15 protein-coding genes are annotated in these 14,257 nt (G+C 57.1%); 12 read left to right on the plus strand and 3 right to left on the minus strand.

Going from position 1 to position 14,257, the window contains the following annotated elements; genetic code table 11:
* The first annotated feature begins 131 nt into the window (after positions 1-131).
* The 9 genes from nadA (at position 132) to ACR0ES_RS09560 (ending at position 9,095) form a co-directional block, all read left to right on the plus strand.
* Positions 132-1,181 (plus strand): quinolinate synthase NadA, encoded by a 1,050-nt coding sequence (gene nadA / locus ACR0ES_RS09520; protein WP_267366643.1) that lies wholly within the window; start codon positions 132-134, stop codon positions 1,179-1,181.
* 6 nt (positions 1,182-1,187) lie between these two features.
* Positions 1,188-2,756 (plus strand): L-aspartate oxidase, encoded by a 1,569-nt coding sequence (locus tag ACR0ES_RS09525; protein ID WP_480870430.1) that lies wholly within the window; start codon positions 1,188-1,190, stop codon positions 2,754-2,756.
* On the plus strand, positions 2,753-3,601 hold the full coding sequence (nadC, locus tag ACR0ES_RS09530; RefSeq protein WP_480870433.1) for a carboxylating nicotinate-nucleotide diphosphorylase: 849 nt from the start codon (positions 2,753-2,755) through the stop codon (positions 3,599-3,601). Before ACR0ES_RS09525 ends, nadC begins: the two co-directional genes overlap by 4 nt.
* 114 nt (positions 3,602-3,715) lie before the next feature.
* Entirely contained in the window at positions 3,716-4,696 is a 981-nt protein-coding gene (gene bioB, locus ACR0ES_RS09535) for a biotin synthase BioB (protein ID WP_209507670.1), read from the plus strand.
* On the plus strand, positions 4,693-5,826 hold the full coding sequence (locus tag ACR0ES_RS09540; protein WP_480870436.1) for an 8-amino-7-oxononanoate synthase: 1,134 nt from the start codon (positions 4,693-4,695) through the stop codon (positions 5,824-5,826). Before bioB ends, ACR0ES_RS09540 begins: the two co-directional genes overlap by 4 nt.
* Complete coding sequence (gene bioD, locus ACR0ES_RS09545) at positions 5,823-6,443, plus strand: dethiobiotin synthase (protein ID WP_480546969.1); 621 nt, start codon at positions 5,823-5,825, stop codon at positions 6,441-6,443. Before ACR0ES_RS09540 ends, bioD begins: the two co-directional genes overlap by 4 nt.
* Positions 6,440-7,726, plus strand: coding sequence for an adenosylmethionine--8-amino-7-oxononanoate transaminase (bioA, locus tag ACR0ES_RS09550; RefSeq protein WP_480773633.1), 1,287 nt, complete (start codon positions 6,440-6,442; stop codon positions 7,724-7,726). The genes bioD and bioA overlap by 4 nt, the downstream gene beginning before the upstream one ends.
* Entirely contained in the window at positions 7,723-8,343 is a 621-nt protein-coding gene (locus ACR0ES_RS09555) for a pimeloyl-ACP methyl esterase BioG family protein (RefSeq protein WP_480773634.1), read from the plus strand. The genes bioA and ACR0ES_RS09555 overlap by 4 nt, the downstream gene beginning before the upstream one ends.
* The gene (locus tag ACR0ES_RS09560; RefSeq protein ID WP_480773635.1) at positions 8,340-9,095 is read left to right on the plus strand and encodes a methyltransferase domain-containing protein; all 756 of its coding nucleotides are present in this window, start codon (positions 8,340-8,342) and stop codon (positions 9,093-9,095) included. The genes ACR0ES_RS09555 and ACR0ES_RS09560 overlap by 4 nt, the downstream gene beginning before the upstream one ends.
* 124 nt (positions 9,096-9,219) lie before the next feature.
* On the opposite strand, the gene ACR0ES_RS09565 is transcribed toward ACR0ES_RS09560, so the two are convergent.
* The 3 genes from ACR0ES_RS09565 to ACR0ES_RS09575 are packed head-to-tail and all read right to left on the minus strand — an operon-like array spanning position 9,220 to position 11,614.
* Positions 9,220-10,146, minus strand: a complete 927-nt coding sequence (locus ACR0ES_RS09565; RefSeq protein WP_480560230.1) for a carbohydrate kinase family protein — start codon at positions 10,144-10,146, stop codon at positions 9,220-9,222.
* A gap of 39 nt (positions 10,147-10,185) precedes the next feature.
* Positions 10,186-11,283 (minus strand): glucokinase, encoded by a 1,098-nt coding sequence (locus ACR0ES_RS09570; protein ID WP_480870439.1) that lies wholly within the window; start codon positions 11,281-11,283, stop codon positions 10,186-10,188.
* A 43-nt stretch (positions 11,284-11,326) separates the two neighbouring features.
* Positions 11,327-11,614, minus strand: a complete 288-nt coding sequence (locus ACR0ES_RS09575; RefSeq protein WP_480773636.1) for a family 1 glycosylhydrolase — start codon at positions 11,612-11,614, stop codon at positions 11,327-11,329.
* A gap of 62 nt (positions 11,615-11,676) precedes the next feature.
* Between ACR0ES_RS09575 and ACR0ES_RS09580 the strand changes: the two genes are divergently transcribed.
* From ACR0ES_RS09580 to ACR0ES_RS09590, 3 genes are read left to right on the plus strand one after another with little or no spacing between them, the layout of a single operon-like run.
* Positions 11,677-12,426 (plus strand): sugar phosphate isomerase/epimerase family protein, encoded by a 750-nt coding sequence (locus ACR0ES_RS09580; protein ID WP_480773637.1) that lies wholly within the window; start codon positions 11,677-11,679, stop codon positions 12,424-12,426.
* Positions 12,426-13,472: a LacI family transcriptional regulator gene (locus ACR0ES_RS09585; protein WP_480773638.1), complete on the plus strand. Its 1,047-nt coding sequence runs from the start codon at positions 12,426-12,428 to the stop codon at positions 13,470-13,472. The genes ACR0ES_RS09580 and ACR0ES_RS09585 overlap by 1 nt, the downstream gene beginning before the upstream one ends.
* Positions 13,473-13,494: 22 nt before the next feature.
* Positions 13,495-14,244: a basic amino acid ABC transporter substrate-binding protein gene (locus ACR0ES_RS09590; protein ID WP_480487386.1), complete on the plus strand. Its 750-nt coding sequence runs from the start codon at positions 13,495-13,497 to the stop codon at positions 14,242-14,244.
* The last annotated feature ends 13 nt before the right edge of the window (positions 14,245-14,257 follow it).

Raw genomic sequence — 14,257 nt, forward strand, 5'->3', positions numbered from 1 at the left:
ACCTTTGTTTTGTCGGTTTGCCTTAGCGCTAACGTCACATTTTCCGGTTTCGAACCGGTGCTGTTTCGGCTAGGGCTAAGCCGTTCAACAACCCCGTGGGGTTGAAGGCAACTGACAAAGGTGGCTACCCGTTGCTCGATATTGCACATGTCCGCTCGGTGATTTCGGACGTTTATGACCTTGCCCCATCGGCCGCACTGGCCAATGAGATGAAAGACACGTTTGCCCGCATGGATCGCGTGGTCAGCCCACCAGATTGGGCAATCTACGCGCCTTACGTGCGAGCCATCAATACGCTCAAGAAAGAGCGTAATGCCGTGATCCTTGGGCACAATTACATGACGCCCGAGATTTTTCACGGTGTGTCCGATTTCGTTGGGGACAGTTTGCAGCTTGCGATCAAGGCCAGTGAAGTCGAAGAAGATGTGATTGTTCAGGCCGGTGTTCATTTCATGGCCGAGACATCAAAGATCCTCAGCCCTCAGAAGACTGTTCTGATGCCCGACATGGATGCTGGTTGTTCGTTGGCAGAATCGATCACCGCTGAGGGAATCGATGAAATGCGTGCCAAATACCCCGGCGCGCCGGTTGTGTCCTATGTAAACACCACTGCCGAGGTCAAAGCAGCTTCGGATATCTGCTGCACCTCTTCGAACGCGCTTCAGATCGTCAACGCCATGGAAAGTGATACGGTCATCATGACGCCGGATCAGTACCTGGCGCAAAATGTTGCCAATCAAAGCCACAAGAATGTGGTGTATTGGCCCGGCTCTTGCATTGTGCATGAACAATACACGGCACAGGACCTGCGCGACTTCCGCGAATGGAACCCGGGAACACGGCTTATCGCGCATCCTGAATGCCCGCCGGATGTGGTGGCCGAGGCAGACTATTCCGGCTCGACCAGCGGCATCATCAAATACGTGCATGATGAAAAGCCGAAAAAGGCGATGCTGATCACCGAGTGTTCGATGGCATCCAACATTGCCGATGAATTGCCCGAGGTCGAATTTGTAGGGCCATGCAACATGTGCCCGTATATGAAGAAAATCACGCTTGAAAAGATCCTCTTCGCCCTGCACACGATGGAAGGGCAGGTCGAGGTCGCCGAAGATGTGGCTGAAAAGGCGCGAAAATCCGTTCAGGCGATGATTGATCTGTCCCGCAAGCTCGGCATTTGATCTGAAATGACCAAAGTCACCACGGATCGCGTCATTATTGTGGGGGCTGGCATCGGCGCGCTTTATGCAGCATTGAAGCTCGCGCCGCGGCCAGTGGTTGTAATCTCACCCGATGTTTTGGGCGAAGGTGCAAGTTCCTCATGGGCGCAAGGCGGTGTGGCCGCGGCAATGGATTTGTCGGATAGCCCGGAAAGCCACAGCCTGGACACCGTCAAGGCTGGCGCAGGAATAGTCGTTCCGGCCGTTGCCGATCTGGTCACGCGCGAGGCTCGGCAATATATCCTTGACCTGACGACATTGGGCACACCATTCGATCGCACCAAGGATGGCAGTTACGTGTTGTCACGCGAAGCGGCGCATAGCTTCGCCCGTGTCGTACGGGTGAAGGGGGATCAGGCAGGTAGTGAAATCATGGCTGCCCTGATCGAACGGGTGCATGAAACGCCCTCGGTTCAGGTGTTGGAAGGTGCCTTTGCCACGGCGCTGGACGTATCAAACGGTCGGGTGACAGGTGTCACGGTTCAGGACGCATCAGAAACAGGGTCCGAGCCCGTTACGATCTGCGGGCCTGCTGTGTTGCTTGCCGGGGGTGGCTCTGGCGGGTTGTATGCCTTGACGACCAATCCGGCACGCATTCGCGGGCAGGTCATCGGGATGGCCGCACGTGCTGGTGCGCTTATTGCTGACGCCGAATTCGTTCAGTTTCATCCGACGGCAATGGATGTTGGTGAAGATCCGGCACCGCTGGCAACCGAAGCGTTGCGCGGCGAAGGGGCAACCCTGATCAACAATAAGGGTGAGCGGTTCATGTTATCCGTTCACCCGGACGCGGAACTCGCCCCGCGAGACATTGTTGCGCGTGCGATTTTTGCCGAAGTGCAGGCAGGCAACCGACCCATGCTGGACACCCGCACCGCATTGGGCTCGAAGATAACGGACTTGTTCCCGGCAGTTGCTGAATACTGCGCGCGCAACGGTATCGACCCGGTCAACGAACCGATCCCGGTCGCACCGGCAGCGCATTATCACATGGGTGGTATTGCCACCGACACTGACGGTCGCGCGACACTTGACGGGCTTTGGGTCTGCGGCGAGGCATCTTCGACCGGCCTTCACGGCGCCAACCGGCTGGCCTCGAACGGGCTGCTTGAGGCGCTTGTCTTTGCGCGCATCTGCGCCGAAAGCATCGGGGCTTCCGTTCCGGTGGTGTCAAATGCCGACCCCGTTACATTGCAGTTTGTCCATGTGGTGACTCCAGACACGACAAGGGCTATCCAGGAGTTGCGCGAAACCATGACGCGCGACGTTGGTGTTGTCCGGGACCGGACGGGCCTAATCCGTGCTCTGCAAACTATTGCGCAGTTGGAGGCGCAGCACGATGCCTGCCCGTCATTTTGCAACATGTGTGCCACCGCGACCCTGATCGCTGCTGCTGCTTTGCACCGTGAAGAAAGCCGCGGTGCACACAAGCGATCCGATTTTCCAAAAGCCAATGATGGGCCCGGAGAGCGGTCCCGGATGTATTTGTCCGAAGCAATGAGCATTCGGGCCAAAGCCTGCGAGGAACTGTCATGACAAATGCGATTCTGCCAGATCTGATCCTGGAACCCATGGTTCGCGCTGCGCTGATGGAGGATCTGGGAAGCTACGGTGATGTGACAACCCGCGCCGTGATCCCACAGGAAACAACCTATACTGCCAGACTGAACGCGCGCGAAAACGCCGTCGTGTCGGGGATGCAGGTCGCCGCAATCGCGTTCCGGCTTGTGGACCCGTCGCTTGAGGTTGACGTGCGGATCAAGGATGGTTCGCGTTGCGTACGCGGTGATACACTGATGACCATCAAGGGCTCTGCCGCATCGATCCTGTCCGGCGAACGCGTCGCTCTGAACTTTGCCGGACGCCTGACGGGTATTGCCACAATGACAGCCGCATTTGTGGAGCAGACCAACGGCACTACGGCCCGCATGACCTGCACGCGCAAAACCACGCCAGGCCTGCGCATCGTGGAAAAACAGGCCGTGCTGCACGGTGGCGGTTTCAACCACCGCTATTCCTTATCAGATGCGATCCTGATCAAGGACAACCACATTGCTGCGGCAGGTGGCATTCGGCAGGTCCTTGAAGCCGCCAAGGCACAGGCCAGTCACATGATGGCGGTCGAGATTGAAGTTGATCGACTGGACCAGCTTGCCGAAGTGCTGGACGTTGGCGGTGCTTCAGTGGTTCTGCTGGACAACATGGACAATGACATGCTGCGCGAAGCGGTTGCCATGGTGGGCGGGCGGTTGAAGACCGAAGCCAGCGGCAATGTAACGTTGGAACGGGTCGCATCAATTGCGGCGACAGGGGTGGATTACATCTCGTCCGGTGCCTTGACGCATTCCGCCCGCACCGTCGATCTGGGGCTCGATTTCTGAAGGCGCGGCATTTCCGCTTGATTTATGATCGTTTGCGCCAACACAGTTGCGTATTCAAGTTTTATCGATAATAAATCCACAGCAACGCAAGCTGCAGAAAGTTTTATAGATAAAATGATCATCCCACACTCCGGCTGGACCCGTAAAACTGCGCAAGCTATTCACGATCTTCCGTTGATGGATCTTTTGTTTCGTGCGCAGACCGTGCATCGCGAAAACTTTGATCCGAACCAGATCCAGACCTCGAAGCTATTGTCGATCAAGACTGGTGGCTGCGCCGAGGATTGCGCCTATTGCTCGCAATCAGCCCGCAATGGATCAACCTTGCCCGCGTCGAAGCTGATCGAGGTTCAGCGCGTTCTTACCGAGGCCAAGAAAGCTCGCGATGGCGGCGCGACCCGGTTTTGCATGGGGGCGGCGTGGCGCGAGCCAAAGGCGCGTGACATGGATGCGCTGGTCGCGATGGTCGAGGGCGTCAAGGAACTGGGTATGGAAACCTGCATGACGCTGGGTATGCTCGACGACACCCAGGTGGTGCAGCTGCGCGATGCCGGTTTGGACTATTACAATCACAACATCGACACCTCGGAACGTTATTACTCCGAAGTCATCACCACCCGTACTTTTGCGGATCGGATCGATACGATGAACCGGGTGCAGGAAGCCGGGATCAAGGTTTGCTCGGGCGGCATTCTGGGGATGGGTGAACATACTGGCGACCGTATCGACATGTTGCTGACATTGGCCAACATGACGCCTCCACCTGACTCGGTGCCGATCAATATGTTGATGCCGCAGGCCGATACCCCGCTTGCCGACGCCGAGCCGATCGATCCGATCGACTTTGTGCGGATCATTGCAACGGCCCGCATTCTGATGCCCAAGTCCTATGTGCGGCTTTCGGCCGGACGCAGCGACATGAGTGACGAGATGCAGGCGATGTGCTTTTTCGCCGGTGCCAACTCGATCTTTGTTGGCGAAACGCTACTGACAGCAGAAAACCCCGAAGAAGACACCGACGCGGTCCTGTTTGCCAAACTTGGCCTGCAAGCTGAAAAAGCCGAAACGCGAAACTGCACGGAAGCTGCCGAATGAAAGCAGTCAACCGACTGGAATCGATGCTTGATGCGCTTCAAGCCCGGCACCGCCGCCGAGCCTTGATCCCGACGCAAGGGCTGGATTTCGCGTCGAATGACTATCTGGGTCTTGCCGGTTCTCAAGTGTTACAGCGCGCGGCACATGATGCGCTGTCGCGGGGTGTGCCTGTAGGTTCGGGAGGTTCACGTCTGTTGCGGGGCAACCACCCTGAACATGAAGCACTGGAAAAGGAAGCGGCCGCATTCTTTGGAGCTGAGGCCGCGCTGTTCATGGGAGGCGGGTTCCAGGCCAATCAGGCAATCTTCTCCACGTTGCCTGCGGCTGAGGATTTGGTCCTTTATGACGCGCTGGTCCACGCGAGCGCCCATGAAGGTATGCGGTCCAGCCGCGCGGATCTGCGTGCCTTCCGTCACAATGATGTTGCGGATGCAGGCAACGTATTGCGCGACTGGCAATCTTCAGGCGGTTCGGGTCAGGTCTGGATTGCGGTCGAAAGCGTGTATTCCATGGAAGGCGACCTGCCGCCGCTGGAAGACCTGTCCGTACTTGCGCGCGAAGCTGATGCAGTTTTGGTTGTTGATGAGGCCCACGCCACCGGCGTTTTCGGAGAGCGAGGCCGGGGTCTTGCGCATGACCTGAACGCTGATCTGCTAACATTGCATACCTGTGGTAAAGGGCTTGGTGTTTCAGGCGGGCTGATCTGCGGTCCGCGCGTGATGATAGATACCCTGATCAACCGTGCTCGTCCCTTCATCTTTGCGACCGCTCCGTCGCCTTTGAACGCTGCTCTGGTTCGTGCTGCGCTACGGGAACTGGCCGAGGATGTCAGTCTGGTTGAAGGCGCGCATGAACGTATGCGCCATGCCCATGACACCGCACGGGAACTGGGGTTGCCCGCAGCCGCGTTGAACAGCCAGATCATCCCGGTTGTACTGGGAGATGACGAGCGCACAATGGCGATGGCGGCCACTTTGCAGCAGCAGGGTTTTGACGTTCGGGGCATCCGCCCGCCCACTGTCCCAAAAGGCACATCCCGTTTGCGCGTCTCGATTACCGGAAATGTCACCCTTCAGGATATCACGGCCTTGTTCACCACTATCTCAATCTGTCAGTCGGAGGCCGCATGAGCGCGCTGATCGTTACCGGAACCGACACAGGTGTTGGAAAAACCGTGTTTTCGGCTGGTCTGGCGGCAGCGTTGCAGGCCCGGTACTGGAAACCTGTTCAGTCTGGTCTTGAGGATGCTACAGACACTGAAACCGTCAGCGCGCTGAGCGGTGCCGAGGTCCTGCCCGAAGCGTACCGGCTGAACATGCCCGCCTCACCGCATCTGTCTGCCGAAGACATGGGCGTTGAGATTGACCTCTCGCGTCTTGAAATTCCGAAAGTGGACGGGCCTCTGGTTGTCGAAGGGGCAGGGGGCCTCATGGTGCCGCTGAACCGCCAGTCGTTCTTTCTGGACGTGATTGCCGGATGGCAGGCTCCGGTTGTTCTTGTTGCGCGCACCGCCTTGGGAACGATCAACCACACCACATTGTCTCTAATGGCGCTTCGGGCTGCTGGCTGCGAGGTTGTCGGCGTCGCATTCGTGGGTGACCCCGTGCCGGACGTAGAGCAAACCATCGTCGAGATGTGTAAAGTGCATCATTTGGGACGCCTGCCATTTCTGAGCGACCTGACACCGCAGTGCCTGAACAGCGCATTTTCGGCAATCGATGTGGCGACCATTCGGAGGTTCCTGTGACCCCGTTGGAATTTGATGCGCGCCATCTGTGGCACCCTTATACACATGTGCTTGAACCCGGCCCGATGCACCTGATTACCGGGGCAGAAGGTGTCTGGCTTACGCGTGCTGATGGCATCAGAATGATCGACGCAATGTCGTCCTGGTGGTGTACGGTGCATGGCCACAGGCACCCGGCCATCATCGATGCGATGCAAAAGCAGCTGAATACACTGCCGCATGTGATGTTTGGCGGTCTGACCCACGAACCCGCCGTGGAACTCGGGCGCAGGTTGGTCGACCTTCTGCCAGATGGCCTGGATCGCATTTTCTACAGCGACAGCGGCTCGGTCGCGATTGAAGTCGCGTTGAAGATGGCAGTCCAGTACCAGATTGCCAAAGGCCGGGGCGAACGGTCTGAATTTGCCACGATCCGGGGTGGCTATCATGGCGACACGTGGAAGGCGATGAGCGTTTGTGATCCCGTCAACGGGATGCATGGTCTGTTTCGCGGTGCGTTGTCGATCCAGCACTTTCTGCCACGCCCTCACATCCAGTTCGGCAATGTGTGGCTCGACGATCCTTCCGAGAACGGGTTGGAGGCGCTAGAGGCGTTGCTGAACGACAAAGGCAACAGGATTGCCGCACTGATCCTTGAACCGGTGGTGCAGGGCGCAGGTGGGATGTATTTCTATCACCCCGCATGGTTGCGCGGGGCGCGTGCTTTGTGTGATGCGCATGACGTTTTACTGATCTTTGATGAAATCGCGACTGGATTCGGACGCAGCGGCGAAATGTTTGCAATGGATCACGCGGGGGTGGTTCCGGATATCCTGTGTCTTGGTAAGGCGCTGACCGGTGGGCATATCACCTTGGCCGCCACTATCGCGACCGAGACCGTCGCTCGCGGGATCGGTGAAAGCGAGGCCGGAGTTTTGATGCACGGTCCCACCTACATGGCCAACCCTTTGGCTTGTTCGGCAGGGGTGGCGAGCCTTGACCAGTTACAACAGCGAAACTGGAAGCAGGAAGTTGCATCACTCTCGCAGCAGATGAAGGCCGAACTCGCCCCCGCGCGCAATCTGCCCGGTGTTGCAGATGTTCGCGTGCTTGGCGCAATCGGCGTTATCGAGATGGAAGAGCGAGTCGACCCCTCCATCGCACATGGATTGGCCGCGGAAACCGGTGTTTGGCTGCGCCCGTTCGCTCGCAATATTTATTGCATGCCCCCCTATGTCATTTCACCTGACGAACTGAGCAGGGTAACGTCTGCGATGCTTGCTCTGGTTGGGGGACACAAATGAAAAGCCGTTGGCTGGCGCGATCAGGTGACAGTACTCTGACCCTTGTGTTCGGTGGATGGGCATTGGGCGATGCTCCGTTCCGGGGTCTTGCGGGGGGCGGGAATATCCTGTTGGTGGAAGGTTACACCAGCCTCGATGATCCCCTGCCTGATCTCGCCCGTTTCGATCACATAGATATGCTGGCCTTTTCCTTTGGTGTCGCGTCGGCTGCGCATTGGCTGGCGTGCTCGGGCTTTCGTCCCGACCGTTTGATCGCCATCAGCGGCACTTTGCACCCGGCGTGCCCGGAACGTGGCATTGCGCCCGACATGATCAAGGAAACGGCGGCTCAGCTTTCAGAGCGCAGCTTTGCCAAGTTCTGCCGCCGTGCGGGGTTGCTAGGCGAGCCCCCGGAACTGGACATCGCAGCAGCACAACAGGAGCTATTTGCCGTGATCCAACGTGGGTCTGCCCCTGATCCGGGTTTTGACAGGGTGTGGATACCCACAAACGACCGGATCATTCCGACAGCGGCCCAAGATGCCGCATGGGCCTCAACCTCGGCCCGAGTCGAACATGTTGCGGGGCCGCACGTACCATTCCTACGGGGGCAAAGTTGGGCGAGTTGGGTATCATGACAGCGCAACTGGCAGACAGGGTGCAGCGGAGCTTTAGCAGAAGTTTTCAAACCTACCACGACACGGCAAGTCAACAAGCCTGGGTTGCAGGCAAGCTGGTGTCCGAACTGCGTCGTGCCGGAGTCCCGGACCGCTTTGAAACTGTCTTCGAGCTGGGATGTGGCACAGGGCATCTGACCCGTCTGATGCGACAAAAATTTCACCTGCCAAACCTCATATTGAACGACATCGCGCCGCAGGCTCAGGCAACGGCGGATGCGGAACAGGCCACGTTCATTGCCGGTGATGCGCGTGAAGTTCACTGGCCTTCCCGGATTGATCTGATCGCCTCGGCTTCGATGATCCAATGGATGGCAAGCCCGTTGCAATTGCTTCACAAAGCGATGGACGCGCTGGAGCCCGGCGGGTGGTTGGCGGTTTCGGGTTTTGGCCCTCAGCAATATCAAGAGCTTAGTCAGATTGGATCAACTGCGCGTGCACCGGGACTTACTACGCCGACTGCTCTTGCCGCTGCTGTCGACGGCCCGATGCAGGTATTGGCCGTTGGTGAAAGCCTGAGGCAAACCTATTTCGATACGCCCCGCGAGGTACTTAGGTATTTGCGAAGAACAGGTGTAAACGGCAGGGCGCAAGGGACATGGACCAAGTCCACGCTGGCTCGGTTCGAAAACGAATACGCTAAGGAGTTCGGCACGGATCGCGGGGTCTCACTGACATATCATCCCGTGTGGATCATTGCCCGGAAGCGATAGGTGCTTATTCTGCCGTGGCCAAACGTAATTTGTGAGCCTGCCAGACGGTCGCAATCTCCGCAGCCACGGCCCTCGGCCTTGAAGCGATTGTCACCAGTTCGTTTTTTCGGGTTTTTGCAGGCAATCAAATCTCATGTGCCCAGGGCGGTTCTGCCCCGGCGCGTGATACTGTTACGGCGGCAACAGTTGCGCCCAACGCCATGGCCGCCCGCAAGCTTTCGGAGGTCAGATTGCGCAGCCCTTGCTTTGTCAAATGCCCTGCGCGGCTGAGTTCAGTCAGAACACCAGCGTTAAACGTGTCGCCCGCGCCGATTGTGTCGACAACCTGAACAGGTTTCACAGGAACCGAAACCTTGGATCCGTCGGCCAGGTACCCATTCGCCCCGTCGCCACCCCTGGTCACGATGAGGGCTGACGGACCGGTCTGCAACAAAAGAGACGCTTTAGCCGCCTCGGGTTCGGCTCCCGGGATGATCCAGTCAAGATCTTCGTCTGAAACCTTCACAATATCGGACTGCGCAATCATGCGGTTCAGACGGGTTCGATACCGGGTCTGATCCTTGATGAAGCCCGGTCGGATATTCGGATCCAACATCACTGCGCGATCCGCTCCGTGGCGATTCAGAAGGGAGGCATAAGCATCCGCGCAGGGTTCACATGCCAGGCTGATACCCCCAAGATACAAGGCGGACACGGCTGTAAGCTGGTCCGGCATGTCCTCGGGTTGCAGCATTCGTCCGGCGGTGTTTTCATCAACAAAGCTGTAAGTGGCGTGACCATCTTTAAGCTGTACAAAGGCAAGGGTCGTGGGGCGGTTAGAGACAATCACATGTGACGTGTCAACATGGCTTGAATTCAGCGCCTTTGTAATTTGTTGGCCAAACATGTCAGACGACACACCGGTCAGCATTCCGACGGAAACACCCAGACGACCGACTGCGACCGCCGTGTTCAATATCGCCCCACCTGTGTGCGGTACAAATCCTTGTGCGCCCGACACTGTCGGCTCGGAAATCATGTCGATCAGGGCTTCACCACAGCACAGGATCATTTCGTAGTCCTTTTCAGAATTTTTCGTCAGGAAGACTTGCTATCGCATCAAAGCGTTCTTGCAGAAATTGTTCGCCCCGATGATGCCGAATTCTGCTTGCTCGGACACATAAAGGTTCAATGAGCGGCGCAGTTCGCTGAAACGGCCACCGCAGTTGAACGCCTCTCTGAACTCATCACCGAATAACCAGCGGTTCTTTTCTGCGACACCGCCAACAAGAAATACTCCGCCTGCAGGCATCAGTGTGACGGCCATGTCGCCCATCAAAGCCCCCAGATGGGTGTTGAACATCCGAGCGGCCTGTACCGCGATGGGGTCAGAACGGTCGCGGGCATCAAGCAGAATGTCTTTCGCCGAGCGCGTTGGTGTCTGCATATGGCCTGCCGCCAGCCCGATCGCCTGATAGAGGATAGGCAAGCCCGTACCGCTCAGGAACATTTCAGCTTCCAGCGCGAGGCTGTCACCAAAAAAACACTCAGGCGCAATGCTGCGGGCTGCTTCAAAGATGTCAACTTCGTCGCGGTGACGCGGATACAGGCCCACATGCCCACCTTCGCCAGAGACTGTGTGATAGTGGCCCTCGGAAAACAGCAACGCCCCCACGCCAAGCCCTGTGCCGGGGCCCACCACCAATCGCGTGCCTGCGGGCGGTGTCGCGTGACCTTGCAAGACGGCAACATCTTTCTGGGTTACTTCAGCCACCGACCACGCTGCAGCGGTGAAATCATTAATTACAAACGTATGACTGGCACCAGTGGCCTTTGCCAATTCGGCCTCGGACAGGTCCAGATTGGCATTTGTCAGCCGAATCGTGCCGTTCCGGACAGGGCCCGCACCCGCCGCCACGACCGCCTGTGGATTTGTTCCGATTTCATCCCTAAGCGCGTGAAACGCTTCCAGCAGATCTTCCAGTGTCCCCGTTGGGCGCTTGCGCAGGTCTGTCAGCTCTCCGTTCGTTACCACGCCCAGCCGCGTGTTGGTGCCCCCTATGTCAGCAACCAGATTCCAATGCTCATGCACTGCACTGGATGGTTGCGCTAACGGCTGAGAGACGTTCTGACCCCCGGAAAGGGCAGGCTTGAGCGCCATGAAAGACGCTTTGGGTGTTCTCTCAAGCGTTTCAAAATTCACGTCCACCAGTCCAAACCTTTTTCCACATCCCAAGGCCCATTCGCATTTGTCACAGCAGTGACCAGACAAAACAGCCCTTTACCGGAACATCTTGTGCCAAAGCGTCCCTTACGGCAGCCAGGTGTCGGTTGAGATAATCTATACGATCATCATTCTGAAGACGTTCCCCGCTCGCCATACCGTTTTCGGTGATACAGATTGGTAGCCCGCTCGTATAGCCCTTCATTGTTTGGATCTGAAATCGGTTGAAAAAAAAGGCTCGATTGCCCACCCCATCTGGGTTTTGGGCAAAGGTTCGGAGCCCCTTCTCAGGGCTGGCCATACAGATCGCAACCATACGGCGCTTGACAAGGGTGCAGCTCGTAATTCACCCTAATTGAAACGTTTCAATGGTGAAGGATGCGAGTTTCTGCCCAACTCTACACAGTGCGGCAATGCGGTGATCTTGCAGATCAACTGCAATTGGTTGCGAACTGCGGGTATTCAGATGTCGAAACCACCGGCTTGCATGGCCTGACCCCCGCTCAGATGGCGGGCATTATTATCGGGTCAGGCCTTAATGTTCGGTCAGCACATTTTGATTGGGAAGAGTTTGAAGGGCGTTTTACGGATATCGTCGAAGTATTAAACCTAATGGAATGCCGGGTGGCTGTCATGCCTTGGCTGGCGCCCCAGGTGCGGCCCGACACTGAAGAGGGATGGAGGGCGGTGTCGGGCCAGTTGTCCAAATGGGCAAATCAGCTGACAGATCATGATATCAGCCTAGCGTATCACAATCATGATTTTGATCTTATCGGTGAGGCTGGTGACACACCTCTTGACCTGATCCTTGCCGGCGGAGATGTCTTTTGGCAACCAGATATCGGTTGGCTGGTTGCGGATGGTCTGGATCCGGCGGACGCGATCCGCCGCCACGCCAATCGAATCCTGTCCGTGCATGCAAAGGATATCGACCCAGCAGGCGGAACAGGTGACGCGCGCTGGCGCGATTTGGGCGAAGGCGTAGTTGACTGGAACGCAACCCTGCGTGCACTTGCCTCGACCAACTGCACGGACCTGTTTGTCGAACATGACGAAACCGATGATCACGTGCGCACCCTGCAAACGGGTCGGTCATTTTTGACGGAACAACTGGCAGGGTTTGGGTGATGGCGCGGGCGACGATTAAATCGATTGCCAGAAGTACCGGGTATTCGGTTGGCACAGTCTCGAATGCCTTGCGGGGTTCCGTTTCGGTAAAACGGGAAACCCGGGAAGAGATTCAAAAAGTTGCGTCGGATCTGGGATACCGGGTGAATCTGGATGGCCTGAAGCTACGCACCAATAAATCCTATAGAATCGGGGTCATGGTCAGTGTTTCGAACGATGCTGCGGAAGAGTGGGAAGGTGTAGAGTTTACGCGTATTCTAGCCGGTATATCCAATGCGCTAATAGGAACACGCTATCAGTTGAGCGTATTCAGCACATGTGATGGCGAGGCTGCGGTGCAGACGTTGAAGTCCATCGTGCAGGAAGGGCAGGCTGATGGCGTGATCTTTTCCGGCACACGTGTTCATGATGAACGCGTCGCGTATCTGCAGGGGCAGGGCTTTCCTTTTGTCACATACGGCATGAGCGACAGCCCCCAACCGCATCCTTATGTGGATCTCGACAGTCAGGCAGCGGCTTATGATGCCACCGCCAGGCTGCTTGGGCTGGGGCATCGCCGCATCGCTTTGATAAACCCGCCGGATGACCTGATCTATGCGCAGCAACGCCGCAGGGGTTATGCTGATGCGCTGTCAGAATGCGGTGTGGAGTTCGACCCGACACTGGTTTCCACCGGCCCGACCACCGCGGAATCCGGTCAGCAGAAATTTGCTACGCTTATGGAGTTGCCGAAACCGCCGAGCGCCATCATCTGCGCTAATGAGGCCATAACCCTTGGGGCGCTGTCAGCTGCCGATAAAGCCGGAGTGCAGGTTGGAAGGGACGTTGTGGTCATCTCGAACGACGACTTGAAGCTCAGCCAGTATTTTGTACCGCCACCCAGCACTTATTACTTGCCGATTGCTGAAACAAGCCGTCTGCTGGGTGAGTTCATGTTGAAAGCTTTGGACGGGGTCGATCCGTCCGAGATTCAGAAAAAGATCAGGGCCACATTGATCGAGCGACAACCTGACACCCCGGCGCCGGATGCGGCGCAGACCACCTGATCCAACAAAGGAGTACCTGAACATGATTAAAAACCTACTTGCCGCTGCCACACTCACGACACTTATGGCTCCAGCGGTTATTGCTGCCGACCTGGAAGGTCGTGTTCTGAAAATCGGAACCGATGCGACATACCCACCGATGGAAACCGTGGATGAAACAACCGGAGAGATCGTGGGCTTTGACGTCGATGTGATGAATGCGATCTGTGAGAAGGTCAATTGCGTTCCCAACTTCGTAAACACCGCCTGGGACGGTATCTTTGCGGCTCTTCAGCAGGGCGAGTTCGATCTGGTTATCTCGGGCGTGTCGATCACCCCGGAACGCGAAGAAACCATGGATTTTTCCGAGCCTTACATCGTTGTCAGCCAGGCCATTCTGTTGCAGGTCGATAATGCTGACATGACACTTGAGGATTTCAAAGCCGGTGGCCAGAAACTGGCCGCGCAAACCGCGACGACCAACGCCCAATTGGCGGAAGAGCTTGTCGGGCGCGAGAATGTCAGCCTTTACGACAACTTCTCGGCCGCCATTCTGGCGCTTCAGAACGCAGACGTCCAGGGCGTGATCATCGATGGCACATCGGCGGCGGCCTACGAACAGGAATTTGCGGGCGAATTGACTGTTGGCATCACAGGCCTGCAATCCGACCCGTTAGGCATCGTGTTTCAGGAAGGCGATCCGACAGTGGATGCAATTAACGCTGGTCTGAAAGCCATTCAGGAGGATGGAACGCTGGACGAGCTGACAGCCAAGTACTGGGGCACCAACTGATCCATTAGCGCCC

The organism is Ruegeria sp. N7, from assembly GCF_056531345.1.

Excerpts from the sequence above, each read along its gene's own strand:
- ACR0ES_RS09525 (WP_480870430.1), top strand. The coding sequence starts at position 1,188 with ATGACCAAAGTCACCACGGATCGCGTCATTATTGTGGGGGCTGGCATC.
- nadC (WP_480870433.1), top strand. The coding sequence starts at position 2,753 with ATGACAAATGCGATTCTGCCAGATCTGATCCTGGAACCCATGGTTCGC.
- bioB (WP_209507670.1), top strand. The coding sequence starts at position 3,716 with ATGATCATCCCACACTCCGGCTGGACCCGTAAAACTGCGCAAGCTATT.
- ACR0ES_RS09540 (WP_480870436.1), top strand. The coding sequence starts at position 4,693 with ATGAAAGCAGTCAACCGACTGGAATCGATGCTTGATGCGCTTCAAGCC.
- bioD (WP_480546969.1), top strand. The coding sequence starts at position 5,823 with ATGAGCGCGCTGATCGTTACCGGAACCGACACAGGTGTTGGAAAAACC.
- ACR0ES_RS09555 (WP_480773634.1), top strand. The coding sequence starts at position 7,723 with ATGAAAAGCCGTTGGCTGGCGCGATCAGGTGACAGTACTCTGACCCTT.
- ACR0ES_RS09560 (WP_480773635.1), top strand. The coding sequence starts at position 8,340 with ATGACAGCGCAACTGGCAGACAGGGTGCAGCGGAGCTTTAGCAGAAGT.
- ACR0ES_RS09565 (WP_480560230.1), bottom strand. The coding sequence starts at position 10,146 with ATGATCCTGTGCTGTGGTGAAGCCCTGATCGACATGATTTCCGAGCCG.
- ACR0ES_RS09575 (WP_480773636.1), bottom strand. The coding sequence starts at position 11,614 with ATGGTTGCGATCTGTATGGCCAGCCCTGAGAAGGGGCTCCGAACCTTT.
- ACR0ES_RS09580 (WP_480773637.1), top strand. The coding sequence starts at position 11,677 with ATGCGAGTTTCTGCCCAACTCTACACAGTGCGGCAATGCGGTGATCTT.
- ACR0ES_RS09585 (WP_480773638.1), top strand. The coding sequence starts at position 12,426 with ATGGCGCGGGCGACGATTAAATCGATTGCCAGAAGTACCGGGTATTCG.
- ACR0ES_RS09590 (WP_480487386.1), top strand. The coding sequence starts at position 13,495 with ATGATTAAAAACCTACTTGCCGCTGCCACACTCACGACACTTATGGCT.